This is a genomic window from Pedobacter sp. AC163, from assembly GCF_979258665.1.
Map to the genome: position 1 here is coordinate 1,167,309 of NZ_OZ409872.1, position 24,665 is coordinate 1,191,973.

Here is a 24,665-nt window from a genome sequence, read left to right on the forward strand (position 1 = left end):
ATACAAAGGTGCAAAACTTTTTATAAATTACTAATATTTTTAGCATTATATTTGCCTTTACTAAATTCAAAACAGAAGGTTGATTATGGAAAAGAAATCTAAACAGCACTTAATTGAAGATTTAAAGAAACAAATTTTAGGTTTGCAGGGCTATAGCACATTAAGCATTCAAGAAAATAGTTTACCTAAATTGAGTTTGTTTGCAAATGCATTTCCGAATAAAAATTTCCCACTGGAGGGCATTCATGAATTTATTGCTCTTGAAACCGAAGATACAGCGGCAAGTGTTGGCTTTATAAACGCATTACTTTCTGCATTAATGGAAACCGGTAGTCCATCAATCTGGATTAGCAGTTCCAGAAATCTTTTTCCCCCTGCTATGCAGCGTTTTGCATTAAAACCCGATCAGATTATTTTTATCGATCTCAATCATCAAAAAGAAATATTATGGGTTTTGGAAGAAGCCTTAAAATGTGAAAACTTAAGCGCTGTGGTCGCAGAAATTCCTGAGCTTAGTTTTAGCCAATCTCGCCGGCTACAACTGGTAATTGAAAAAAGCAAAGTACCCGCTTTTATTTTACGAAATAACCCACAGCAGGTCAACAACACCACTTGTTTGGCCCGATGGCAAATTAAGCATTTACCCAGTTTGTTGCCCGATGGCATGCCTGGTGTAGGTCATCCTTCCTGGTCGGTAAATTTACTTAAAGTTAGAAATGCACAGCCTGCAAGTTTTGAGGTGGCCTGGAACGGTACCACATTTCAACACATTAACCAGGTTCAAAAAGTTCTTCAACCTCTTAAAAAACTTCAGGCAAGTTAATATGGAAAAGCGTTTTGCAAGTATATGGTTTCCGTTTTTACTAACGGACTGGCTTTGTATCCGCCGTCCGGAGCTAAAAAAACACGCTTTCGTTTTTACTGCGCCTGTACACGGTCGCGTTATAATTACCGCCTGTAACGCTTTAGCAGCAAGCCAGGGCATACTAGTGGGCATGCCTTTGGCTGATGCCCGGGCACTGGTACATGAGATTGAGGTTTTTGATGATAAACATAACCGAAATATCAAACTTTTAAAAGGACTGGCAGAATGGTTCATCAGGTATACGCCCTGGGTAGCCATTGATGCTCCGGATGGACTTGTGCTTGATATTACCGGATGTGCGCATTTATGGAACAATGAAACGCATTACCTTGCCCAGATAAGTAATCGCCTGCTTGAAATTGGATATACCACTAAATTGGCCATTGCCGATACCATTGGAACTAGCTGGGCAGTTGCTCGTTTTTCAAGCCAGGAAAACATTGTTCCCGCCAGGAAACAATATTATGCTTTATTGCCACTGCCAGCGGCATCCCTCCGGCTGGAGCAACCAACCATAGAGCGTTTGAATAAACTTGGCCTGCAAAAAATAGCGCAATTTATTCAAATGCCGCGAAGTGTGTTGCGCCGCCGGTTTGGAGAAAATTTATTAAATCGCATTGGCCAGGCCATTGGTGATTTACCTGAAGTTTTTGATCCTGTAATAATTATCCCTGAATATGAAGAAAGATTTCCTTGCCTTGAACCCATAAGAACTGCTACCGCGATAGAAATAGCCATTAAAAAGCTACTGGAACAAATTTGTACCCGATTAAAAAACGATGGGCTCGGTTTACGCAAGGCAGAATTAAAAGGTTTCCGTATAGATGGAAAAATTATCCGTACAGCAATTGGAACCCATCAAAGCAGCAACGATGCTGATCATTTATTCAAACTGTTTGCTTTAAACATTGATAAACTGGCGCCAGGTTTAGGCGTAGAACTTTTTACCTTATCAGCAAGCAAAACTGAACCTGTAGTACAGCCACAGGAAAAATTATGGCTTACTAAATCAGGGCTTCAAAGTCCATCACTTTCTGCTTTACTAGATCGGGTAGCCGGAAAAGTGGGACCGAAAGCTATTCGCCGCTTTATTCCTGAAGCCAATTATTGGCCGGAACGTGCTATAAAAAAAGCAGATTCTCTTACTGAAAACAATGATTTACCCTGGCATAATCCATTAGGCAGACCGATCCAATTGCTGCATCAACCAGAACATATTCAGGTTACTGCTCCAATTCCAGATTATCCTCCTTTGTTATTTATTTACAAAGGGAAACGTCATTCCATTAAAAAAGCAGATGGACCTGAGCGGATAGAGCGTTCATGGTGGCTTGAAAGCGGAGAGCACCGCGATTATTATATTGTAGAAGATGATCAGGGTTGCCGTTATTGGCTATTTAGGGCAGGTCATTATTCCGCCCAGAATTCGCGTTGGTTTATTCATGGTTTTTTTGCTTAAATAGTTATGGAATATGCAGAACTTCAAATCACCAGCAATTTTAGCTTTTTAAGAGGTGCTTCACACCCCGAAGAATTGGTAGAAGAAGCCGCAAAAATGGGCTATTCTAAAATTGCCATTACTGATCATAACACGCTGGCCGGTATTGTTAGAGCACATGCCTCAGCTAGAAAATATGAGATCAGTATTATCCCGGCTTGCCGACTGAACCTACAGAATGGCCCAAGTTTGCTTGCGTACCCTACAAACCAGGCAGCCTATGCTAGATTATCAGCACTGCTGAGTCTTGGCAACCTCCGTACCGAAAAAGGAAGCTGTTTGCTTTACAAATCCGATGTGTATCAACATTCATCGGGCATTTTATTTGTCGCCATTCCTCCTGATACTTTATCTGCAAATTTTGATTTTGAAACCGATTTCCAAAATTATTTGGCAGAATATAAACACAACCTCAATGATCAGCTTTATTTAGCTATTTCCAGGAATTATCAGGGCGAAGATCAAAAGCGGATGTTTCGTTTAACAGCGCTTGCTAATCAATTGAAAATTCCTTTAGTGGCAACCAATGATGTGTATTACCATACGCCAGAAAGACGCGAGCTGCAGGATGTGTTAACTTGTGTTCGTGAGAAATGCACTATTCATGCTGCCGGTTTTCATTTGTTTAAAAATGCAGAACGACATCTTAAAACTCAAGAAGAGATGTTAAGGCTTTACCGGCAATATCCACAAGCGCTTCAAAACGCCGTACATATTGCGCAAACATGTCAGTTTAGTTTAGATAGCCTCAAATACGTATATCCTGAGGAGATAACCAATGGAGAGCGTTCTCCTTTTGAAGAATTAACCCATTTAGCGTGGAAAGGTGCGCATGAAATTTTCGGTGAAAATTTGCCCCAAAAAATTGTAGACAACATTACCTATGAACTGAAATTTGTAAAGGAAATGGAATATGCTTCTTATTTTCTTACCGTTTATGACATTGTGAGTTTCGCCCGCGGGCAAAAAATTCTCTGTCAGGGTCGCGGTTCTGCTGCAAATTCTACCATTTGTTATTGCCTGGGCATAACCTCGGTAGACCCAACAAAATTCGATTTGCTTTTTGAACGTTTTGTTTCTTCGGCCAGGAATGAACCACCAGATATAGATGTAGATTTTGAGCATGAACGCCGTGAGGAAGTGATTCAATACATCTATAATAAATATGGCAGAGATCGGGCCGCGATTGTTGCAACCGTTACCCAACAGCGACAAAAAGGAGCCATTAGAGATGTTGGCAAAGTGATGGGCTTGTCTGTTGATACCATTAACCGGCTATCGGCATCCATTTGGGAGTTTACCGATGAATGGTTTGAGGGGAACAGATTAACAGAGCAAGGGCTTAATCCTAATGATCCACTATTAAGAAAAGTACTTTCACTTACCGCACAAATGATGGGTTTCCCTCGTCAGCTGGGGCAACATACAGGCGGCTTTGTAATTACGCAGGGTAAACTGACCGATCTTTGCCCAATATTGAATGCCCGCATGGCTGATCGAACCAATATTGAATGGAATAAAGATGATATTGATACACTGGGTTTTTTAAAAATAGACATACTGGCTTTAGGTATGTTAACCTGCATTAGAAAAGGTTTCGATTTAGCAAAACAACACTACAATCTCGATCTTTCTATGGCTAAAATTAACGAATACGATGATCCGGAAGTCTATAAAATGATTAGCCATGCAGATACCATTGGCGTATTTCAGATAGAAAGCCGGGCCCAACAATCTATGTTACCCAGATTGAAACCAGAATGCTTTTACGATCTGGTAATTGAAGTGGCAATTGTACGTCCTGGTCCTATTCAGGGCGACATGGTTCATCCTTATTTGCGCAGAAGAAATAAAGAAGAAGTGATAGAATATCCTTCAAAAGAACTGGAAGAAATTTTAAATAAAACTTTAGGAGTCCCACTTTTTCAAGAGCAGGCGATGAAAATTGCCATTGTAGCTGCCGGTTTTACCCCTACCGAAGCCGATGAATTGCGAAGAAGCATGGCAACTTTTAAACTGAAAGGTATGGTTACGCAGTTCGAGAAAAAATTAATCTCTGGAATGGTAGCTAAAGGTTACGATGAAGAATTTGCAAAACGAATTTTTAAGCAACTGGAGGGTTTTGGAAGTTATGGATTTCCAGAAAGTCATGCTGCAAGTTTTGCGCTCCTGGTGTATGTTTCCTGCTGGTTAAAATGCTATTACCCCGATGTATTTGCAGCGGCTTTATTAAATAGCATGCCCATGGGATTTTATCAGCCAGCCCAAATAGTAATCGATGCCCGAAAGCACAATGTGGAGGTTCGCCCGATTGATATCAACTACTCTTATTTCGATAATACACTGGAAGAACTGGCAGGGAAATATCACGCTTTGCGTTTAGGTTTCAGGCAAATTAAAGGCATTAGAACAGAAGATATTGAAGCGCTAACCACGCATCGGATAAAGCATTACCAGAATATTCATCAACTGTTGGATGTGGGTGTATCTTTAGCCACAATGGAACGTTTGGCAGATGCTGATGCTTTTCGTTCTTTAGGTTTTGATCGGCGCCAGGCTTTATGGGAAGTTTCCGCCCTGGCCGATAGACCAATTGCACTCTTTAAAGATCAGGCAGCAGAAAGTCAGCTGGAAAAACAAACGTCCCTCCCGCTCATGTCTACCTCCGAACATGTGATTCAGGATTATGCTTCTACTTCACTTTCAATAAAAGCACATCCGGTAAGCTTTGTACGGGAGCAATTGAATTTGTTAAGGGTATCAGCCAATAAAGATTTAGCAGAAATTAAGGATGGAACAACAGTAAAAGTTGCCGGACTCGTATTGGTGAGACAAAGACCTGGAACAGCCGGTGGAGTTTGTTTTATTACTATTGAAGATGAATCAGGATTTTCAAACCTGGTTGTTTTTGAAAGCTTATTTGAAAAATATAGAAAAGAAATTTTACAGGCCAGGTTACTGATGGTAGAAGGAAAATTACAAAGAGAAGGTGAAGTGATCCATGTTATTGTAAAACGTTGCTTCGATCTTACCCCGTTATTAAGAAAATTAAGCAAGGAAGAAAACGATCATTCGTCTTTATTAACACTTTCCCGTTCTGATGAAAAAACAGCTCCTTTCCCTGTCGAAAATAAAAGAACTCAGGTACGCAAAACAGAACAGGAAATTTGCATTCCGCAAGCCCGTAATTTTAGATAAGAATAAACGCTCAAAATTTAAGGCAAAAAAAACCTCTACTTGATGGTAGAGGCTTTTACTTACTTTTATTCTCTTTCTACAAACTTATGGAAAGTACTTTCTTCTCCATCAGCCTTCTTTTCCTGATAAAGAAAGTCGAGCTTGTGATCATCAAATACTTTAAAGAAATTCTCCCAGTCGGTTTCTTCCAAATCACTGCTTTTACTATTTTTAGGGAAATGAATTCTTAAAAGTCCTCCGCCTTTTCCATCATCTGTATCTGCAACTACTCCAGGTACGCCATCATGTTTTTCTACCCACTTTTTAATGGTATCGTGGTCATGGGTTTGTTTTGAACTGCTCATATCGTTGTATTTTAGTTTACATTATATGTATATACAATTCTATTGGGTAGAAAAAGTTTTGAATTTTAAAAGTCTTGTAAAAAATAAAGCCCCGACTTTTCAGTCAGGGCTTATAAATTATTATTTAAATTAAGTATTAGTTAAAGTTATAACGAATACCAAATTGCATGTAGTAAGTAGAAGAAATCGTTTGAGAAGTACCAAATGTTTCGCGAACAACATCTCCACTTGAACTCGCTAACCTAAATGTTGGCCTTGTGGTGTTGTTTACAGCACCAGTATTTGTTGGAACTAAAACTGCTGCGTTATTCACGAAATTAACATTACCCCATTTACGGTTTAATAAGTTACCCACATTGAAAACATCAGCGGTAAATTGTACTGAATTTTTTGTTTTACCTACGTTTTTAAAAACTTCTTGAACTAAACGAAGATCAAACTGATTTCTCCAAGGTGAAGTAGCAGCATTACGTTTTGCATACTCACCTCTGTGTGCGCTTAAATATTTATCTTGAGCGATATAGGCTTCAAAAATTTCACTTTGTTGAGCAGCTGTGTAGGTTTTTGCACTTGGTCCACTTCCTACAGTTTGCGCCACGAAAGTAATTTCGCTTGCATCTCTTGGAATATAGATTAAATCATTACCATTAACACCATCACGGTTAATATCTGCACCATAAGTATAAGAGAATCTACCTTGTTGCGCTCCTTCATAAAATACAGAAACAGATGTAGCTAAATTTTTCAAAAATTCTTTACGGTAAGATACACTTGCAATGATACGATCAGGGGTTAAGTTATTCGAATAACTTAATGTAGGCTCATTTGGGTTACCAGATGTTTGTGGAATAGACCATAAGTTACCCAACTGATCACCTGCTCCATCACCATAATTACGTTGATCTGAACGGGTATAAGCAATCATTGCTGATACTCCACTGCTAAATTGTTTTGTTAATTGTGCAGTTGCTTGCCAAGTATAACCACCTTTTGCATTAGTCATTTGGTAAACATTTAATGCACCTGAACCATTAGTAGTTGGAATACCTCCAGCATTAATATCTACAACTTGTCTTGCTGATACCGAATTCGCATATATTGGTCTAGTATCAGGATATCCTGAAATCGCAAGATTTATAGGGTTTTCTAAATTGATGTTTTTAGCTACAGCAACATTCAAATCTCTTCCATAAATACCTTCTAATGTACCTACGATACCCCATGGTAATTTAGCATCAATTGCAAAACTTGATTTCCAAGTTTGGGGGAATTTTAAATCTGGAGACATTACACTAATTGTTCCAGGAATAGTTGTTCCAGCTGGAGGTCTTGTTGCGGTTAACAAATTAGGTGCAATGTTAGGATTAAACAAAGGCACTGTACCACCATTTAGACTTGAATAAACTTGAGAATATTGTAATAATCCAGCATCACTAGATTGAGAAACAATCCATACAAATGGCACACGACCAGTAAATATACCAGTTCCACCGCGTAATTGTAATGAACGATCTCCCAATACATCCCAGTTAAATCCGAAACGTGGGGAGTATGAAAGTCTGTTTTCAGGTAAAACACCAGTATCTACTTTCTGACCGCCTGCAAATGTTTGAGCAGCCACTAAAGGGTGAGTACGAATTTCATCAGCCTCAGGATAAGTAGCCTGTTCAATACGCAAACCAGCTGTTAATTTTAAACGGTCTGTAACCGAAAACTCATCTTGTAAATAAGCTGAATATTGAGCAAATTTAAAGCTCGGGAAAGCTTGTGAACCATCGGCAGTTAATGGATAAGTAACTGAATACTGTAGTGGCATTCTGTTATTCACGAAATCATCCCAAGTTCTGAAAGTATAGAAACCTGTACCAAAACGTTGAAAACCATTTTTTGTGGTACTAAACTCAGCTTGTAAACCTAAAGTAATGTTATGTTTACCTAAAGCTAAACTTAAATCATCACTGTAAGTATAACCCTTCACATCACGTAAGTTTCCGTAAGTAAATGGCTCGTAACCAAAAGTTGTTAACACATTACCTCCTGTACTTCCTGTTTGCGTTCCATCCAAAATATCAACCAAAGGGAATGGAGAACTATCAGAATTTCTAGGATCGTTTTGATGAGAATAAGTTACACGAGCTACGTTTGTAATTTTACTTCCAAAGTTTGAATTTAATTCAGCTACTGCAGAATATAAGTTAGCCGCTTGGTAGTAATTTGAGTTTTCAAATGGCAAACCAGCCTCACGCTGATTTCCAGATCTTGAATTTAGATAGCCTAAGTTACCCGTTGCACCAGAATTGGTAACTGAAGTACTTGCTGAAAATGGTGATTGACTTTCTACTTGGTTATAACGCACACTGAAACGGTGGCTTTTAGAAATATTCCAATCTAAACGGGCGAACATTTTTTCGTTATCACTGATGTTTGAGTAACCTTCATAACCGCCAGTTTGATATCCATATCTTGTATTCAAATACGAAGAAACTTCATTTAAAAACGATGCATCGGCTCTAACTACGTTAGGGTTAGCCGGATCGTAAGGATTAGAAGGAGTAGCAGCTAAACGCTGTGTTCCAGGCTGTTCAGTTCTTTTCTTCTCGTAGTTAACGAAAAAGAATAATTTATCTTTAACAATTGGACCACCTAAACTAAATCCATAATTCTTCTCATCTAAAGGTTGAAGATTTTGAATTCTAAAGCTTTCGCCAATTCTTTTTCCTTGTTGTTCTTCACCACGCATGGTGTAAAAGGCATTACCAGAAAATGAGTTAGTTCCTGAACGAGTTACAGCTGTAACTGAACCACCAGTAAAACCAGTCTGGCGAACATCAAATGGTGTAACATTGATTGAGATTTGCTCTAATGCATCAATTGAGATTGGCGAACCACCTGCAGGAATATTCTGGCCGATACCAAATTGGTTGTTAAAGTTCGCACCATCAACCGTAAAGTTGTTCGAACGGTAATTACCACCACCAATTGATTGTCCATTAGCCTGCGGCGTTAAACGAGTTAAATCATTTACACTACGCGAAATGGTAGGCAATGCTTGAATTTGTTGCTTTCCGATTACAGTTGATGTTCCATTTCTATTTGAATTTAAGATGCTGTTCGTGCTTTGACCAACCACTTTAACTTCAGCTAATGTTGAACTATTATCAACTAACACTAAGTTAAGTAAGTAAGGCTCACCTAATTTCAAATAAATGTCTGATAATTTTGCAGGCTTATAACCCACGAAACTAATTTCAACCGTGTACGGACCACCAACACGCATACCGCCTATGGTAAATCTACCATCAGCGTTTGTAGAAACCGTGTAAACGGAACCTGTTGGCGTGTGTGTAGCTTTAACGCTTGCACCTGGCAAGGCACCACTAGCATCCTTAATTGTTCCTGTCATTGATGATGTGGTTACCTGTGCACTAGCACCGAAAGTAAAACCTACAACTGCAACAATAACGAGTACTAATCTTAAAAGTAAAGATTTGTTCATACTTTGTTTTTTTAAATGTTTTTTGTTTGTTGAATAATAATCGGGGGTGATTTTATTGGCGCAAATGTACTTAATAAAATTTAACACATTTTAACATCCAATGTTAAATTATCGTTAAGCATTCCAAAACTTTTCAACAATTAACATCATTAATAAGTCCTTTAACTTTCACTTTATCAATCGTTTGTAAGCAACATTGAATTTTTCTTAAAGAATCACATATAATCTTGCCATTATCGAATCAAAAAAAGGTCGATTGCTGAATTTCACAAAAAAAGTATTTAAACATTTACACCTTTAGCCCTTTAAATCTTACAAATTGTTGACTAATACCGAATGAAGCGATTAAATTATCCCGAAAAATAATATTCGGACTATGGATTTATTACTTAGCCTTCAAAAGCTCGTTTTTATATGATGATTTAACATTTTAGAGATCTTTTTTAACGATAATTCAACCAGGTTATGAAAGTAATATGTCAAATTCCGAATTTTGACACGGGATCTCATATTCATCAGTGCCAATTAACATTTTTTTTTTAGTTTTGGGGATTATAAGAAACAAAAGTTTTTTAAGTGTAATGCTGATATAATTTATTAAAGCGAGGGAAATCTGTTTCAAAGAGCCTTCTCCTAACCGGGAGATTACCAACAATAAAACAGCTTAAAAGAAATCTTTTTAGATATGAACAGTTCATAATTAAATCGCAAAACATCACTTTGTGATGTTTTAATTATGAAAAGTTCCATCTGACAGATAAAAAATAAAATAAAAAAAACAGATGAATTACGACGTTATTGTTTTAGGCAGCGGCCCAGGTGGCTACGTAGCTGCAATCAGAGCTTCACAATTGGGAATGAAAGTTGCAATTGTAGAGCGTGAATCATTAGGTGGTATTTGTTTAAACTGGGGTTGTATCCCAACGAAAGCATTATTAAAAAGTGCTCAGGTTTTCGAATATATTAACCATGCTGCAGATTACGGAATTACTACAGCGGGTGCTACAGCAGATTTCGCAGCAGTTGTAAAACGTAGCCGCGGCGTAGCCGATGGCATGAGTAAGGGCGTTCAATTTTTAATGAAGAAAAATAAAATTGACGTAGTGATGGGTATCGGTAAATTGAAACCGGGAAATAAATTAGAAGTTAAAGGTGCAGATGGTTCTCAAAAAGAACTTACAGCAAAAAATATCATTATCGCAACTGGTGCTCGCTCAAGAGAATTGCCAAACTTGAAACAAGACGGTAAAAAAATTATCGGCTACCGCCAGGCAATGGTTTTACCAGAATTACCAAAAAGTATGGTTGTGGTGGGTTCAGGCGCTATCGGTGTGGAGTTTGCTTATTTCTATGCTACAATGGGCACAAAAGTAACTATCGTAGAATTTATGGAAAACGTTGTTCCGGTAGAAGACGAAGATGTATCTAAACAATTATTGCGTAGCTTGAAAAAAGTGGGTATCGATGTAATGACCTCAGCTTCGGTTGAATCAGTTGATACTGCTGGCGCTGGCTGTAAAATTTCTGTTAAAACGGCATCAGGCATGCAAACTATTGAGGCTGATATTGTACTTTCTGCAGCTGGTATTGTAGCAAACATCGAGAACATCGGTTTAGAAGAAACCGGAATCAAAACTGAAAAAGGTAAAATCGTTACCGATGAATTTTATAATACCTCAGTAAAAGGATATTATGCTATTGGCGATGTTGTTGGCGGCCAGGCATTGGCACACGTAGCATCTGCCGAAGGCATTATTTGCGTGGAAAAAATTGCTGGTCAGCATGTAGAAGCCTTGGATTACAACAACATTCCAGGTTGTACTTATTGCACTCCAGAAATCGCTTCAGTGGGATATACTGAGAAAGCGGCTAAGGCAGCTGGATACGAATTGAAAATTGGTAAATTCCCATTCTCAGCTTCAGGTAAAGCAAGTGCAGCTGGTGCAAAAGATGGTTTTGTAAAATTAATTTTTGATGCCAAATATGGTGAATTATTAGGCGCACACATGATTGGTGCTAACGTTACTGAAATGATCGCAGAAATTGTGGTTGCCCGTAAATTAGAAACCACTGGTCATGAAATGATAAAATCTGTACATCCTCACCCAACAATGAGTGAGGCCATTATGGAAGCTGCTGCAGATGCTTACGGTGAAGTTATCCACTTGTAAGTCGGGACTCCTTAGTCTTTAGTCTTTAGTCTTTAGTCAAAATACGAAAACCCTTTAGTTAGTTCTAAAGGGTTTTTGTATTTTTAAAACTTAATAGCCAACTCACATCTTGATACCAAATACTTGATACTAAATACTAGCAGATGAAACTCCATACTATAAACACAGGTCTATTTAAATTGGATGGCGGCGCCATGTTCGGTGTTGTTCCGAAAGCAATATGGCAAAAAACCAATCCGGCAGATTCGAACAACCTTTGCACATGGGCCATGCGCTGTCTTTTAATTGAGGATGGCAATAGGCTTACCTTGGTTGATACCGGAATTGGCGATAAACAGGATGAAAAATTTTTTAGTCACTATCATTTGCATGGCGATGATTCAATCACGACATCACTGGCTAAATTGGGTTTCGGATTGGATGATATCACCGATGTATTTTTAACACACCTGCACTTTGATCATGTAGGCGGCGCCATTAAGCGGGAGAATGACAAGCTATCCCCTACTTTCAAAAATGCTCAGTATTGGAGTAACGAAAAACATTGGCAATGGGCTGTAGATCCAAATGCCCGCGAAAAAGCATCATTTTTAAAAGAAAATATCCTACCTATTCAAGAAAGTGGTCAACTTCAGTTTGTGGAAGAAAACGAAAATATAGAATGGCAGTCCAACATTAACATCTCTTTTGCTTACGGCCATACCGATGCGATGATGTTGCCGAAAATAAAATATAAGGGAAAAACCATCGTTTACATGGCCGATCTTTTACCATCAGTTGGTCATTTAGCCCTGCCCTATGTGATGGCTTATGATATGTTTCCACTGCAAACATTGACCGAAAAACAGGCTTTTTTAAATGAAGCTGTCAATAACGACTACATTCTTTATTTAGAACATGATCCTTTGAACGAGTGCTGTACTTTACAAAGAACTGAAAAAGGGATACGGGTGGATCAAACATTTAAATTGAGTGAAATTTAGATGATTAGGCCAGCAAAACCAGGTGATGCAGATGCGGTAGTCCCATTAATTGTTTTGGCGATGGATGAACTGGCTGCTAAGTTTGCCAACTCTAGTGATCCAAAAGTGATATTCGAATTATTTAAACATTTCTTTCAGCAGAACGGAAATCAATACAGTTACGAAAACACAATAATATATGTGGAGGAAGACAAAGTTCTTGGTGCATTAAATGCCTACAATGGCGGCGATTTACTTGCATTGCGAAAAGGTTTTCTAGAATATTTGGCAGAGAAGCACAATTTAAAAAACTTTGAACCGGAGCCGGAAACTCAATCAGGAGAGTTTTATTTCGATACCTTGAGCGTTGTTCCAGAAGCACAGGGAAAAGGAATTGGCAAAGCATTAATTCAGTCAGGTATAAACTGGGCCTCGGCGCTCGGACATCAGAAGGTAGGTTTACTGGTAGAAAAACAAAACCTGATTGCACAAAACCTGTATAAAAAGTCTGGCTTTAAAAAGCAGAATACTCAGAAATTTATGGGTGGCGAATACGATCATCTTATTTACGATATTTAAATGAACAGCTTGATGTCAATTCGAAAATTTATTTTTGTTTTTATTTGTATTTAATCTAAATAATGCCAATTTTTGCAATACATGGAAAAAGCTTGTATTGATATTAATGAACTGGTTAACGTATTCTCAAATGCACATGGCTCTGTTTATCAATCAGATAAATTAAATTGCTTTTATGTTGATTTTGGCGGGAAGTTTGCCAAATACAATTGCATGTCGCTACAAAAATTAAAAAAGGTAGTGGAGCAAATCGACATCGAAGAGCTTCTACTAAATACACACCGGGCTGATTTCGAGTTGGTAACTTTTAATGGTTGCGAGCATATTTACCTCTTAAATGCCTTGGAAATTGTTGCTTTAAAAGATTTATTACAAGGCGCATTTACCATGTTCAAACTCAACCACCTGCTTAGCGATTGTCTTTATAGATTAGTTTATTAAATCATTGGCTTAATCGTCAGTGGCTTATTTGTTTTTTATTCATTGAATCAACCGTCTTTAGTATATTTCTGATTAATCAATTGGTGCTTTATATTTATTATACAGTAGTTGATTTTCTTCTTTATTTCTAGCAATTATCTCTTCACATTCTTGCTTAGCTAGTCAATCTCTAATATTCCGACCTCCATTTTTGCGTCTTCATCCTTAACTTTGTTCGTTGCGCTATCGGGCTTTCGCTCAAAATCAAAGCACTATCTCAATGTCTTCCAATCGGTATCCGTTAAACGTTATTCAGCAACACACACCAACAATTGTCATTATTTAAACTCATTACAAATAACTTATTATCAGCAATTTAGACTAATTTCATATAGCAAATAAATAGTATAATTGAACAATTTCGTTTTACATTTGTATTGTTATTAAAGCACAGAAATTATGAAAGATCTAATGCGTATAAAGTGTTTAATATCTCAGGATATCGAAACACTTTTAAATCAGCAAATAAAAAAAGAAGCTCACTCTTCATCACTATATTTATCAATGGCCTCTTGGTGTAACCAACAAGGCTACGATTTCTCGGCAGATTATTTCACAAAACAATCTGAAGAAGAAAGAATGCACCAATTAAAATTGTTCAAATACGTTTTAGATATGGGTGGCAATGCAATCTCTCCGGAAGTTACAGGAATTAAAACTGACTTTGCAGGTTTTAGAGAAGTATTTGAAGATGCACTTGAGGCAGAAATTGCAATTACGCAAAGCTTTAAAAATTTAGCGGCTAGATGCCATAAAGAACAAGATTTCGTAACTATGGAATTCTTGAACTGGTTCTTAAAAGAGCAACGTGAAGAAGAATATAAAGCACGTAGAGCGCTTGAACTATTCGAAGTGATTGGTGAAGAAGGAACTGGAAGATGGGAAATAGACAAACATGTGAACAAAATCACCTATTCGGAAGATTAATAATAACAATCAACAAAACATATCTTTAAAAGACTATCTTGATTAACCTCAAGATGGTCTTTTTTTTTGCGCATTATTCCCGCAACTAAAACCTTATTAAAAAAGAAAGCTTCCAAGTGATCACTTGAAAGCTTCTTTTAGTTTAGTTTGTTTGGTTTTATGTTGATTATGAATAAGTCTGAAGAGTTTTATAAAAAAAGCGCCGTTGCCAGCGCTTTTTTTAAACCAAATATATAATAATAATTAACGAGCATCACAAAAGTACAAACTTTCTTCATATAAGCAAGCAATATTTATAAATAAATTAAATTATTTAATAAAAAACACAAAACATCATCAAAAAACAGATAAAAATATTACCTAAAAACACAACAAAACGTTTAAGTATAATTTTTTTATAACAAAAACACATTTTTTACTTTCAAAATCATACTTTAACAAAATATTTAAGTCAAATGATAGAAAATTTTATAAAAAATTACTTAAATCATCCCCAAACTTATGATGAAATGTTTTTAAATAGTGACACTTACAGAAATCACTATTCAAACTTCATTGATAATTTCTCTAAAGAATCTCTCGAAAACCTAAACAAAAAAGAAGAGTTGGCAAAAAAACTCTTCATGAGCCAGGGTATTACTTTCACCGTGTATGATAGCGGTGAAGGAATTGAAAAGATTTTCCCTTTCGATATCATCCCCCGTATCATCACCTCGAGTGAATGGTCGTTTATTGAAAAAGGAATTAAACAGCGTTTAAAGGCTTTGAATCTTTTCTTAAAAGATGTGTATAGCAATCAATTTATCATCAAGGATCAAATTGTACCTATCAATGTAATTTATTCGTGCCCACACTTTTTAAGAGAGATGCACAATGTAAATGTACTTCACGACATTTATATTCACATTGCTGGCATTGATCTGATCCGGGATCACGACGGCACTTTCTATGTACTTGAAGATAATCTGCGCACCCCATCTGGCGTGAGCTACATGCTGGAAAATAGGGAAATAACGAAAAGATTATTCCCTGATTTGATTCCGCAATGCGGCGTAAGAAGTGTAACCGAATACCCAGCCATCCTTTACAAAAACCTAATGGCGCTTTCGCCAAGAGCGGTATCAAACCCTACAATTGTGCTTTTAAGCCCGGGCATGTACAATTCTGCTTACTACGAACACACTACCCTAGCCCGATTGATGGGTGTTGAATTGGTAGAAGGCCGGGATTTAGTGGTTAAAAACCAGAAAGTTTTCATGAAAACCACTACAGGCCTGCAGCAGGTTGATGTAATTTATCGACGGGTAGATGATGATTACCTCGATCCGCTGGTATTCAACCCGAACAGCGTTCTAGGCGTAGCCGGCTTAATGGGCGCTTATCGAAAAGGCAATGTAGCCATAGTGAATGCTGTTGGAAATGGCGTTGCTGACGATAAAGCAGTTTACACCTACGTGCCGGACATGATTAAATATTATTTGAACGAAGAACCCATACTAAAAAATGTACCCACCTACCAGCTGAGCAATCGCGATGAATTGGATTATGTTTTTCAGAACATCAACACGATGGTGATTAAAAAAACCAATGGAAGTGGCGGTTACGGCATGTTAATGGGGCATGCAGCTTCGGAACAGGAAACAGATGATTACAAACTAGAGATCCTAAAAGATCCACGCAATTTCATCGCTCAGCCAACAATAAGCCTGTCATCTGCCCCCTGCTTTATTAACGGAAAACTGGCACCAAGAAGAATCGATTTACGTCCTTTTGCACTAAATGGACCGGATGGAATTTCCATTGTTCCCGGTGGATTAACTCGGGTGGCCCTGAAAGAAGGCTCTTTGGTGGTAAATAGTTCGCAAGGTGGCGGCAGTAAAGATACATGGGTTTTAACTTCTTAGAATAAAAATATGTTAAGTAGAGTAGCATCAAGCTTATATTGGTTGAGCAGGTATGTGGAGCGTAGCGATGGTATGCTTCGCATGCTAAAAATAAATTATGCCTCATCGCAAGATACCATCCAGGAATTTACCTGGAAACCCGTGATCAGGATTTTTTCTGCTGATGATGAAAACGAACTGTTAAATATTCAGCACGATAGTAGAGCCGTTATTGAATATCTATTGTTAAACCGTGAAAACCCAAATTCGATTTTAAATATTGTAACGCTGGCCAGAGAAAATGCAAGAAGCGTACAAGAGCACATTCCGAAAGATTTATGGCAATGTTTAAACGAATACTATCACACCGTTAAAGACGAAAAGCTATTGTGGTATGTACAAAAAGATGATCCAATTACAGCCCTGGATATTTTGATTAAGCAGGTAATGCTTTACCACGGAACGGCAGATAGCGCTATGGAACGTGGCGAAAGTCGAAGTTTCATGAAAATCGGGAAACATTTGGAAAGAAGTATTCAATCTGTTGATATTTTGGACATTAAATTTAGCTCCATTAGCGACAATCCCGATTTGTTAACGGATATCGCTTACTGGAAACATTTACTTTTATCTTTAGGTGGTTATGAGCTTTATTTGAAAACCTATCGACAAGGATTTGACGCTAAAAATATTATCGAATTGGTGATGTTAAATAACGATTTTCCTCGATCGGCGCTTTACTCTATGCATAATATCGAGCGGTATTTTAACAGGTTAAAAAGCGAAAGCAATATTGAGCATTACAATAACTTGTCGTTTAAAATAGGTCGGTTGAAAAGTATGATTACCTATAGTTCGGTTAACACAATGGAAGAAGAGCAGTTGCATGATTATTTAACTGAAATCCGGGCTGAACTTTTTGGCATCGGAAACCTTTTAAACGAATATTATTTCGCAAATTCATAGTATTAAATAATCATCCCGATAGATAATAATAACCAACATCACTATGCCAATTTTTAAAATTAAACATATCACCAATTACAAATACGAGTCGCCAGTTCGGGATAGCGCCAATCAGATCATTTTGTTTCCTATAAAAGACGATTTCCAGAAGGTGGTTAAACACGACCTTAATATTTCAGGTAGCCCGGAGATTGAAATTTTTATAGATTATTATGGAAACGAGGTGGGAACTTTTACTCAAAATGAACCCCACACACAGTTGAAAATATTTTCAAAGGTTAGTGTAGAAACTTTCGCTAAACCATTGCCTCAAGATGACATGTTTAGCAGCGAACAGTGGAATAGTCTAGAGACCATCAAATACGAAGTGCCTTATATTGATTATCTGAGGCAAGAATCTTTTAAAGGAATAACTCAACTGAAAGAAACCGCTTTATCCATTAAAGCAGCAGAAGATACGCCATATCAAACGGCAGTTAAATACTGTGCACACGTTTTCAGCAACTTCGAATACATTAAAGGAATTACTGCGGTAGATACCACCATTGAAGAAATTCTGAAATTAAAAGCCGGTGTTTGCCAGGATTTTGCGCATGTGCTTACTGCTATGCTAAGGTTAACGGGTATCCCATCGCGATATGTAAGTGGATACATTTGCCCGAACAGAGACGGCATGCGTGGTGAAGGCGCAACCCATGCCTGGGCAGAAGCTTATTTGCCAGAATATGGCTGGCTAGGCCTCGACCCTACCAACAATTGCATCACCAATGAAAATCATGTTCGTTTGGCAGTTGGCCGAAATTTTGCCGATTGCTCACCTGTAAAAGGGGTTTATAAAGGTGGTTTTGAGCATATTATGGAGGTAAATGTATCGGTAGGTTATAACGATGAAGATTTTAACGACAATGAGAATTACTTCCAACCCAAAGAAGTAAATTATACCAAACCATCAGGATTAGCAACTACCGTTAGAAAGCAAAACAGCTACCAGCAATATATGGAAGCCATGCAGCAACAGCAGCAACAGTAGGGATCAGGATTTTCAAGATTTAAGGACAAGGCAGGATCGACAGCATAAAACAATTTGTTCATCTGATTGATCTCTGCGTTTTAGACGTATTCATCCGATGAATTCATATAATTAAATCTTTGTTTTGCTTGCATTGAAATACCATCATTAATGAGTCATTAGAGGAATATCGGCAATTTGCTTATATTCATCCGATGACTTTTTTATTAATCGAAAAATAATATGAGCAAAATTAAAATATTAAGCTTAGCTGCATTGGGAATCGCTCTCATTTTCGGCTGTAAAGAAGAAAAAAAATCTACAAGCTTAGGCCCCATAAGTCCAGAAACGATAAAACAGCACATTGCTGTTTTAGCTGATGATTCACTGCAAGGCAGGCGCCCATTCACGGTCGGAGAAACTAAAACTGTAAATTATATTTCGTCGGCACTAAAAACAGCCGGGGTAGAACCTGGCAACAATGGCAGTTACATTCAAAAAGTGCCCATGGTCGAAATTACTTCTACCACATCAGAAAGAATGGAAATAACTGGCGGGAAGGAAAAACTGACATTTAAAGCGGTTGATGATTTCGTTGCATTTACCAGACGAGAACAGGATACCATTCAATTGAAAAATTCGCCGCTTGTTTTTGCCGGCTTCGGTATTGTGGCACCAGAATTTAACTGGAACGACTACAAAGATCTGGATGTGAAGGGTAAAACTGTCGTGGTATTAATCAGTGATCCTGGTTTTAACGCAAAAGATAAAATGTATTTTAGGGGCGACACCATGACTTATTATGGCCGATGGATGTACAAATATGAAGAAGCTGCAAGGCAAGGCGCTGCTGGAGTAATCATTATACATCAAACGGAACCCGCTAGCTACGGCTGGTCGGTGATTACCAATAGCAATACGGGTGCAAGGTTATACCTCCAGGCTGCCGACAAACACAAATCAAGATGTAAACTTGAAGGCTGGATGACGGAACAAGCGGCAACAAAGTTACTAGCTAATGCTGGAATCACCGGAGATATTCGTGAGTATGCCCGGAAAAAAGATTTTAAAGCTGTTCCGCTAAACCAAACGGTAACTGTAACTTTAAACAATAAATACAAATATTCCACTTCGCAAAATGTGATCGGAATTATTAAAGGAAGTAAACGACCAGAAGAAACGATTATTTACTCCGCACACTGGGATCATTTCGGCATCGGACCGAAAGTTAATGGCGATTCTATTTACAATGGCGCTGTAGATAATGCAAGCGGTGTTGCAGCCATGCTGTCTATCGCCAAAGCTTTTCAGGAATCAAAAGAAAAGCCAGAACGATCTATCGTATTTCTGGCAGTAACCGGTGAAGAACAAGGTTTATTAGGGTCAGAATATTATGCCTTAAACCCAATCTATCCATTAAATAAAACGGTAGCCAACTTAAATATGGATGCGCTAGGTTTCTATGGCGAAACAAAAGACATTTCTATTAAAGGAAAAGGCCAAAATGAAGTGGAAGACTACATCGTCAACTTGCTCAAGGATAATGACTTGGAAGCAGTGGGCGACACCCGCCCAAGTGCCGGAAGCTACTATCGTTCTGATCATTTCAATTTTGCAAAAGTGGGTGTACCTGCAATCGATATTGTGAATGGTTTCAATAGCAAGGAACATGGCGCTAAATGGGGACAAGAACAAAGACTGGGCTATAATGAAAAACATTACCACCAACCTTCAGATGCTTACTCGCCACAAATGAACACGAAAGGCTTTGCGCAAATTGCCAACATCCTATTTACTGTAGGTTACAAATTAAGCAACGAAACTACTTTTCCGCAATGGAAAGCCGGATCAGAGTTTAAAGCAGCAAGAGATAAGTCAATTAACAGTTTGTAGTTCGCAGTTTCAATAACTGAAAATTGGATACTGCTAATTGTTAACTGATACTTTTTTCCTAAATTTGCGCCTTTTATAAATAACAATATGATTAAGAGACAGCAAATTAAAGATTTATTAAAGTCGACAGCATTTGACACAGAAGTAACGGTTATGGGATGGGTTAGAACCTTCCGAAATAATCAATTCATTGCCTTAAATGATGGATCTTGCATGGGCAATATCCAGGTTGTAGTTGATTTTAATAATTTACCAGAAGAGCTGTTAAAAAGAATAACCACCGGTGCAGCTATCTCTGCAACTGGTAAATTGGTCGAGTCGTTAGGAAAGGGCCAATCGGTTGAAATCAAAGCAACAACGGTTGAGATTTTGGGAGATAGTGATCCTGAAAAATTTCCATTGCAACCAAAAAAACACAGCTTGGAGTTTTTACGTGAAATTGCCCACTTGCGTTTCCGTACCAATACTTTTAATGCCGTATTCAAAGTTCGTCATGCTTTGGCTTTTGCGATACACCAGTTTTACAACGAACGTGGTTTTGTTTATATGCACACGCCGGTTATTACCGCAAGTGATGCTGAAGGAGCGGGAGAAATGTTTAAAGTAACCACTTTAGATTTCGACAACACTCCTCGTACTGATGAAGGGAAAGTCGATTTTTCACAGGATTTCTTCGCCCGTGCCACTAACTTAACTGTTTCTGGTCAGCTGGAAGGTGAGTTGGCGGCAATGGCGTTCGGACAGATTTACACCTTCGGTCCTACTTTTAGAGCAGAAAACTCAAATACTACCCGCCACCTGGCTGAGTTTTGGATGATTGAGCCTGAAGTGGCTTTCGCTGATTTGGAAGACAACATGCAACTTGCAGAAGACATGATGAAGTATGTAATTAAATATGCTTTGGATAACTGCAAAGAAGAACTAGAATTTTTAAATACGCGTTTAGCTGAAGAAGATAAACAAAAACCTCAGAATGAGCGCAGCGAATTCGGTCTGTTAGAGAAACTTGATTTCTGTTTAGCTAACGAATTCGAACGTTTAACTTATACAGAAGCGATTAGAATTTTAAAATCATCTAAACCAAACCAAAAGAAACAGTTCAAGTATTTAATTGATGAGTGGGGAGCTGATTTACAAAGTGAACACGAAAGATATTTGGTGGAGAAACATTTCAAAAAACCAGTGATCTTAACCGATTACCCAGCTGATATTAAATCTTTCTACATGCGTCAGAATGAACCAGATGCTGAAGGTAGACAGACTGTAGCAGCTATGGATATTTTGTTCCCAGGCATCGGAGAAATGATTGGTGGTTCGCAACGGGAAGAACGTTTAGATCGTTTAACAAAACGTATGGAAGACATGAATATCCCACAGGATGAATTGTGGTGGTATTTAGATACCCGTCGTTTTGGATCGGCACCACATGCAGGTTTCGGTTTGGGCTTCGAACGTTTGGTATTGTTTGTTACCGGAATGACCAATATCCGCGACGTGATCGCATTCCCTCGCTTCCCTAAAAACGCAGAATTTTAATTGAAGCTTAAAGGATAAAAGCATAAATCCATTGATGTGAAAAATCCGTTTGAAATGCTCAAACGGATTTTTTTTTACTACTAACGAATAGTCATTTCGAATGGAGCGCAGCGGAACTGAGAAATCTTAATACTTGGCGACTCTATTTAAAGGATTCTCCACTTCGGTCGACATGACGACGGATAGGATGAATTAACTTTTTTGGTCGTAGCGTCTCGCTAAGACCTAACATTAAATCCCAAACTATCATACTTTTGAGTCTGAGCGAGAGGCTAAGACTAGAATCAGAAACAGTAGCATCACTGCCTTCTATGGCGGTCGTCATTTCGAATGAAGCGCAGCGGAACTGAGAAATCTGTGTACTTGGCAACTACTATTTAAAGGATTTCTCCACTTCGGTCGAAATGACGACGGATAGGAAGACTTAACCTTTTTCTGGTCGTACCGTCTCGCTAATACCTAACTTTAAATCCCAAACTATCGTACTTTTGAGCCTTAGCAAGACGCTAATAATCAGAACAATAGCATCAATCCCATCTATGGCATCCGTCATTTCGAATGGAGCGCAGCGGAACTGAGAAATCTTTGTATTTAGCAAGTTCTATTTGAAGGATTTCTCCGCTTAGGTCGAAATGACGACGGATCGGATGAATTAACTTTTCTGGTCGTAACGTCTCGCTAAGACCTAACATTAAATCCCAAACTATCGTACTTTTGAGTCTTAGCGAGAGGCTAAGACTGAAATTAGCACCACTCCCTTCTATGGCATCCGTCATTTCGAATGGAGGGCAGCGGAAATGAGAAATCTTTGTACTTTTCGAAACGGTTTTTAAAGATTTCTCCGCTTCGGTCGAAATGACGACGGATAGGATGAATTAACTTTTCTGGTCGTAGCGTCTCGCTAAGACCTGACATTAAATCCCAAACTATCGTAATTTTGAGTCTTAGCGAGACGCTAAGACTAGAATCAGGCAAGACTCATTATTGAATAGTCCTTCGACTACGCTCAGGATGACATACTGATCAAGGCGAAACTCGATTAAAAGATTTCTCCGCTTCGGTCGAAATGACGACGGATAGGATTCGATTTATTTTCATCCATCAAAACGCTATTCGACAAAAACCATCAATAACAAAAAAGCCAAGTTTTAAAAACTTGGCTCCTTATTAATTTCAAAAAATAGCTCAGCTATATTCCTTCTTCACTCATGGTATCATTAAAAGAATTAGCATGTTGATAATCAACAGCAGAAACTTTATAATCGGTTGGTGCAAAACTTTTTGATGTACTCAGTGCCATACCCAATTCAAAACGTGTAGGATAAGGTGTTTGCAGCAAACTTCCGGCAGGAATATAGGGGAATGTCTCCAAATAAGACTGCATCACATTCTGGCTTACCCTCCTGTTAATATAGGCACGACTTAACTGAGAAGGTTCGCGAAGCCCTGCCGCACCTAATAATTCAACTGCACTGGCTACGGTTAGGTTATGAAAGTTTTTCACCCTTACAGTTTTATCTTCAACAACTAAGCCTTTCATTAAACTTTGATCTTGCGTGGCCACACCAGTTGGGCAAGTATTGCTATTACACTCCAAAGCCTGGATACAACCCAAGGCAAACATCATTCCGCGGGCAGCATTACACATATCGGCACCTAACGCGATGTTTTTAACCAAATCAAATCCGGAAGAAACCTTGCCTGAAGCAATAATTTTAATATGCTTTTTAAGATCAAAACCATTCAACACATCATAAACAAAAGCTACACCCTCTCTCAACGGCATACCCACCGAGTTAGAGAACTCTTGTGGCGCAGCACCTGTTCCACCTTCACCCCCATCAACGGTAATAAAATCAGGATAAATACCGGTTTCAATCATCGCTTTGCAAATGGAGTAAAACTCACTCTTGCGACCGATACACAATTTAAATCCAACAGGCTTTCCTCCAGAAAGATCTCTTAATGTTTTTACGAATTCTAAGAGCCCGATCGGTGTATTGAATGCGGAGTGAGCTGGCGGTGACAATATATCTTTACCCTGTGGAACCAAACGAATACGAGCCACTTCTGGTGTAACCTTTTTTGCGGGCAACATCCCGCCATGGCCAGGCTTTGCCCCTTGTGATAATTTAATCTCCACCATTTTTACCTGGTCAGTTACCGCTCTTTCGGCATAGGCTTCATAATTAAAGGTCCCATCCTCATGCCGGCAGCCAAAGTATCCTGTTCCTATTTGCCAGATCAGATCTCCGCCTGGCTGGCGATGGTAGTCGCTAATTCCGCCTTCACCTGTATTGTGTGCAAAGTTGCCCATCTTAGCACCACCATTCAATGCTAAAATTGCATTCTGGCTTAAAGAACCGAAACTCATCGCTGAGATATTATAGATACTTGCTGAATATGGTTTCTTACAATCAGGTCCACCCACCAGCACACGTGGATCAGAATTAAGCTCGTGGTGGGAAATGGCAGCAATACTATGGCTTAACCATTCGTAGCCATTATCATAAACGTTAAGCTGCGTTCCAAATGGAATAGTATCGTTGTCTTTTTTAGCACGTTGATAAATCAAAGACCTGTTTAGCCTGTTATAAGGTGTACCATTCGTATCACTTTCCACAAAGTATTGATAAACTTTTGGTCTTAATTCTTCCATGAAATACCTCAACCTCCCAAATACCGGGTAATTTCTTACAATACTATGTTTGGGTTGATATAAATCATAAACACCGAGGATTACAAAAGGACCGGTGAAAAGAAAAGTCCACCATAAAAACGGATGATAAAGGCCCAACATAATGGTAAGGGCAACTAAAAATGCTGCAATAGCAACGAAAGCTTTTCTCATATTTTGT

16 protein-coding genes are annotated in these 24,665 nt (G+C 38.4%); 13 read left to right on the forward strand and 3 right to left on the reverse strand.

All coding sequences use genetic code 11. From position 1 onward, the window contains the following. Positions 1–85 precede the first annotated feature (85 nt). Genes ACZZZK_RS04800 through ACZZZK_RS04810 form a run of 3 tightly spaced genes read left to right on the forward strand, consistent with a single transcriptional unit; the run spans position 86 to position 5,561 of the window. Positions 86–823 carry an ImuA family protein gene (locus tag ACZZZK_RS04800; RefSeq protein WP_463483141.1) on the forward strand — a complete coding sequence of 246 codons (738 nt, stop codon included), beginning with the start codon at positions 86–88 and terminating at the stop codon, positions 821–823. Between the two features lies 1 nt (position 824). Next, on the forward strand, positions 825–2,324 hold the full coding sequence (locus ACZZZK_RS04805; protein WP_463483142.1) for a Y-family DNA polymerase: 1,500 nt from the start codon (positions 825–827) through the stop codon (positions 2,322–2,324). 6 nt (positions 2,325–2,330) lie between these two features. Next, positions 2,331–5,561 (forward strand): error-prone DNA polymerase, encoded by a 3,231-nt coding sequence (locus ACZZZK_RS04810; RefSeq protein WP_463483143.1) that lies wholly within the window; start codon positions 2,331–2,333, stop codon positions 5,559–5,561. 65 nt (positions 5,562–5,626) lie between these two features. On the opposite strand, the gene ACZZZK_RS04815 is transcribed toward ACZZZK_RS04810, so the two are convergent. Then, positions 5,627–5,905, reverse strand: coding sequence for a hypothetical protein (locus ACZZZK_RS04815; protein ID WP_463483144.1), 279 nt, complete (start codon positions 5,903–5,905; stop codon positions 5,627–5,629). A 136-nt stretch (positions 5,906–6,041) separates the two neighbouring features. Then, positions 6,042–9,401: a TonB-dependent receptor gene (locus ACZZZK_RS04820; protein WP_463483145.1), complete on the reverse strand. Its 3,360-nt coding sequence runs from the start codon at positions 9,399–9,401 to the stop codon at positions 6,042–6,044. 782 nt (positions 9,402–10,183) lie between these two features. Between ACZZZK_RS04820 and lpdA the strand changes: the two genes are divergently transcribed. The 10 genes from lpdA (at position 10,184) to asnS (ending at position 21,807) form a co-directional block, all read left to right on the forward strand. Continuing rightward, positions 10,184–11,572 (forward strand): dihydrolipoyl dehydrogenase, encoded by a 1,389-nt coding sequence (gene lpdA / locus ACZZZK_RS04825; RefSeq protein ID WP_463483146.1) that lies wholly within the window; start codon positions 10,184–10,186, stop codon positions 11,570–11,572. Between the two features lie 143 nt (positions 11,573–11,715). Further along, complete coding sequence (locus tag ACZZZK_RS04830; protein ID WP_463483147.1) at positions 11,716–12,555, forward strand: MBL fold metallo-hydrolase; 840 nt, start codon at positions 11,716–11,718, stop codon at positions 12,553–12,555. Continuing rightward, on the forward strand, positions 12,556–13,113 hold the full coding sequence (locus tag ACZZZK_RS04835) for a GNAT family N-acetyltransferase (protein WP_463483148.1): 558 nt from the start codon (positions 12,556–12,558) through the stop codon (positions 13,111–13,113). Between the two features lie 81 nt (positions 13,114–13,194). Next, positions 13,195–13,554, forward strand: coding sequence for a hypothetical protein (locus ACZZZK_RS04840; protein WP_463483149.1), 360 nt, complete (start codon positions 13,195–13,197; stop codon positions 13,552–13,554). A 438-nt stretch (positions 13,555–13,992) separates the two neighbouring features. Beyond that, a complete protein-coding gene (locus tag ACZZZK_RS04845; protein WP_056849867.1) occupies positions 13,993–14,520 on the forward strand; it encodes a ferritin in 528 nt (175 codons plus the stop codon). 455 nt (positions 14,521–14,975) lie between these two features. Then, on the forward strand, positions 14,976–16,424 hold the full coding sequence (locus ACZZZK_RS04850) for a circularly permuted type 2 ATP-grasp protein (protein WP_463483150.1): 1,449 nt from the start codon (positions 14,976–14,978) through the stop codon (positions 16,422–16,424). A 9-nt stretch (positions 16,425–16,433) separates the two neighbouring features. After that, positions 16,434–17,369, forward strand: coding sequence for an alpha-E domain-containing protein (locus ACZZZK_RS04855; protein WP_463483151.1), 936 nt, complete (start codon positions 16,434–16,436; stop codon positions 17,367–17,369). 43 nt (positions 17,370–17,412) lie between these two features. After that, positions 17,413–18,399, forward strand: coding sequence for a transglutaminase family protein (locus tag ACZZZK_RS04860; protein WP_463483152.1), 987 nt, complete (start codon positions 17,413–17,415; stop codon positions 18,397–18,399). Between the two features lie 222 nt (positions 18,400–18,621). Continuing rightward, positions 18,622–20,271, forward strand: a complete 1,650-nt coding sequence (locus ACZZZK_RS04865; protein WP_463483153.1) for a M28 family metallopeptidase — start codon at positions 18,622–18,624, stop codon at positions 20,269–20,271. 87 nt (positions 20,272–20,358) lie between these two features. Continuing rightward, positions 20,359–21,807 (forward strand): asparagine--tRNA ligase, encoded by a 1,449-nt coding sequence (gene asnS / locus ACZZZK_RS04870; protein WP_463483154.1) that lies wholly within the window; start codon positions 20,359–20,361, stop codon positions 21,805–21,807. 1,189 nt (positions 21,808–22,996) lie between these two features. Here the strand turns inward: asnS and ACZZZK_RS04875 are convergent. Beyond that, complete coding sequence (locus ACZZZK_RS04875) at positions 22,997–24,658, reverse strand: FMN-binding glutamate synthase family protein (RefSeq protein ID WP_463483155.1); 1,662 nt, start codon at positions 24,656–24,658, stop codon at positions 22,997–22,999. Positions 24,659–24,665 lie beyond the last annotated feature (7 nt).

What these genes read in the sequence shown, in the direction of transcription:
- ACZZZK_RS04845 (WP_056849867.1), top strand. Translation starts at nt 13,993, where the DNA reads ATGAAAGATCTAATGCGTATAAAGTGTTTAATATCTCAGGATATCGAA.
- ACZZZK_RS04860 (WP_463483152.1), top strand. Translation starts at nt 17,413, where the DNA reads ATGCCAATTTTTAAAATTAAACATATCACCAATTACAAATACGAGTCG.
- ACZZZK_RS04820 (WP_463483145.1), bottom strand. Translation starts at nt 9,401, where the DNA reads ATGAACAAATCTTTACTTTTAAGATTAGTACTCGTTATTGTTGCAGTT.
- ACZZZK_RS04830 (WP_463483147.1), top strand. Translation starts at nt 11,716, where the DNA reads ATGAAACTCCATACTATAAACACAGGTCTATTTAAATTGGATGGCGGC.
- ACZZZK_RS04800 (WP_463483141.1), top strand. Translation starts at nt 86, where the DNA reads ATGGAAAAGAAATCTAAACAGCACTTAATTGAAGATTTAAAGAAACAA.
- ACZZZK_RS04810 (WP_463483143.1), top strand. Translation starts at nt 2,331, where the DNA reads ATGGAATATGCAGAACTTCAAATCACCAGCAATTTTAGCTTTTTAAGA.
- ACZZZK_RS04805 (WP_463483142.1), top strand. Translation starts at nt 825, where the DNA reads ATGGAAAAGCGTTTTGCAAGTATATGGTTTCCGTTTTTACTAACGGAC.
- ACZZZK_RS04840 (WP_463483149.1), top strand. Translation starts at nt 13,195, where the DNA reads ATGGAAAAAGCTTGTATTGATATTAATGAACTGGTTAACGTATTCTCA.
- asnS (WP_463483154.1), top strand. Translation starts at nt 20,359, where the DNA reads ATGATTAAGAGACAGCAAATTAAAGATTTATTAAAGTCGACAGCATTT.
- lpdA (WP_463483146.1), top strand. Translation starts at nt 10,184, where the DNA reads ATGAATTACGACGTTATTGTTTTAGGCAGCGGCCCAGGTGGCTACGTA.
- ACZZZK_RS04855 (WP_463483151.1), top strand. Translation starts at nt 16,434, where the DNA reads ATGTTAAGTAGAGTAGCATCAAGCTTATATTGGTTGAGCAGGTATGTG.
- ACZZZK_RS04865 (WP_463483153.1), top strand. Translation starts at nt 18,622, where the DNA reads ATGAGCAAAATTAAAATATTAAGCTTAGCTGCATTGGGAATCGCTCTC.
- ACZZZK_RS04815 (WP_463483144.1), bottom strand. Translation starts at nt 5,905, where the DNA reads ATGAGCAGTTCAAAACAAACCCATGACCACGATACCATTAAAAAGTGG.
- ACZZZK_RS04835 (WP_463483148.1), top strand. Translation starts at nt 12,556, where the DNA reads ATGATTAGGCCAGCAAAACCAGGTGATGCAGATGCGGTAGTCCCATTA.
- ACZZZK_RS04875 (WP_463483155.1), bottom strand. Translation starts at nt 24,658, where the DNA reads ATGAGAAAAGCTTTCGTTGCTATTGCAGCATTTTTAGTTGCCCTTACC.
- ACZZZK_RS04850 (WP_463483150.1), top strand. Translation starts at nt 14,976, where the DNA reads ATGATAGAAAATTTTATAAAAAATTACTTAAATCATCCCCAAACTTAT.